Here is a 1,971-nt window from a genome sequence, read left to right on the forward strand (position 1 = left end):
GCCCCCGGAAGGCCTCTGGCAGCGCGCTGGTCGAGTCGGCCGCCAAGGAGCTTCAATGGGGCCGGGGCGGATCTGCCCCCGGAAGGCGGTAGACACTTCAAGGCTTCCACTATTGTGATTAAGCTTCAATGGGGCCGGGGCGGATCTGCCCCCGGAAGGCTGCTCGCTCGCGAAGGCTGGCTGGTGGCGGTGCTGCGGGCCGGGTTGCGAGGGGTGGGGTGGTGAGCGTGGACTTGGACGCGGCATGGGTCTGTCCTCCCGTGGGAAGTGTTCTGGAAATGGGCCTGAGCACAGGGGCCAAGCCCGTTGCGAGCGCTGCCAGGGCTGGCGGCATCACTGCACCGCTCGCGGCCATGGGGCGAGCCATCAGACGATCACCGGCTCGCGACTGGGCGGGGCGAAGGGCCGGCCCAAGCTCTTCACCTGGGGCAGGACGTTGGCCGCCGGACCAAGATCGACGATGAGCACATGGTCCTCGCCGTGGTCGATGATCTCGGCCAGGGCCGCCTCCAGCTGCACCACCCGCATCCGGCTGAGCCGGCACTGGAACACGGAGAGCTGCAGCCACTCGCCGTAGCCCTTCATGGTCTTGAACAGCCGGCGCCAGCGGCGATCGTCGCAGACATCATAGCTGACCAGATAGAGATGCTCCAGAGCGGCCATGGTCAGCGGGTCAGAAAGTTGGGGTACCGGGGGATCTCTCCGGCCAGATGGCGGACCAGAAGCCGAGACTGCACCTCCAGGAGCCGGCGGTAGCTGATCCGGTACCGGAAGATGGGATGGGTCACCTCCTGCTCCATGCGGCGGTCGAAGCAGGCGATGAACCGGCGGCGACCGCTGTCCGACATGGCGCAGCTGCCGGCGGCGCTGATGAAGTCGGCAGGTCGCAGCTCGCCGTTGTTGATGGCGGTGAGGACCACCGAATCGGCCACCAGAGGCCGGAAGGGCTCCATCATGTCCAGGGCCAGGGCGGGGCGGCCGAAACGGGGCTGGTGGTAGAAGCCCCGGTACGGATCGAGGCCCACTGCCGACAGGGCGGTGCTCCACTCCCGCACCAGCATGGAGTAGGCGAAGGAGAGCATGGCGTTCACCGGATCCCGGGGCGGCCGGCGGTTGCGGCCCTCGAAATCGAAACGGCTGACGCCTTCCGGGTCCCGGCGGAGCATGGCCGGGAAGTGCCGGTAGTAGCGGCTGGCCGCCGTGCCTTCAACGCCCAGGAGGGTTTCCAGGGACGGCGCCTTCAAGGCCCTTTTGATGTCGTCCTGGAGGCCGTGCAGCAGCTCGGGCGGCGGCGTCTCGGCCTCGCCATCGCTCCCCGCCTTCCAGTTGCGGCGGATGAGAGTCCGGCAGTTGGCGATCTTGGCTGCCACCAGGGAGCGGGCCAGGCGCAGGCAGGCGGCCGGGTCGAAGCTCGCCCGGTACTGGGCGGTGCGGGTGGCGACGTTGCGATGGCCGCTGCTCACCGTGTGGCCCATGAGCCAGCCGCCGAAGCTCAGGAAGGTGACCGGGATCTCCCGCCGCAGACACTCCTGAACAGCCGGGGTGGAGATGCCGGCACCGCCAAACAGCACCACCTGGGAGGTCTCGGCCAGCCGGGCGGTCGCCTTCTTCACCTTCTCCTCCTCCACCACCAGGGTCTCGCCGTCTTTCCGCACCCAGGCCCGGGGCGACTGGACATAGAGGGGCAGCCCCCGGTCCAGGGCAGCAAAGAGCGGCCGCGGCTCGGTGCCGGCATGGCCCAGGAAGCGAATCTCGTCCGGGATGCAGATGCCCACCAATGAGCAGCGCGGGCACTTGGGGCTGTCCTCCAGGGGCGGTGGGATCGCCTCGCCGGCGGCGGTCTGGCGGAACCGTTCAGCGGCCTCCAGGGTGGCGGCCACGAGATCGGCGTCGAAGTCGATGCGCACCCGCTCCCTGGAGGCCACGAAGTAGAGGACGCCGGCGTCGCAGGCAAAGCCGTGCTCCCGGAGC

At 69.1% G+C, this 1,971-nt stretch carries 2 protein-coding genes; both read right to left on the minus strand.

Features of this window, described 5'->3' with window-relative positions; translation table 11 throughout:
- Positions 1-366 precede the first annotated feature (366 nt).
- Positions 367-663, minus strand: coding sequence for a CRISPR-associated endonuclease Cas2 (gene cas2 / locus AB1634_19430; GenBank protein ID MEW6221685.1), 297 nt, complete (start codon positions 661-663; stop codon positions 367-369).
- 2 nt (positions 664-665) lie between these two features.
- A partial coding sequence (gene cas1 / locus AB1634_19435; GenBank protein MEW6221686.1) for a CRISPR-associated endonuclease Cas1 occupies positions 666-1,971 on the minus strand: 1,306 nt, incomplete at its 5' end.

The sequence above is a fragment of the Thermodesulfobacteriota bacterium genome (assembly GCA_040755095.1).
Classification (GTDB): domain Bacteria; phylum Desulfobacterota; class Desulfobulbia; order Desulfobulbales; family JBFMBH01; genus JBFMBH01.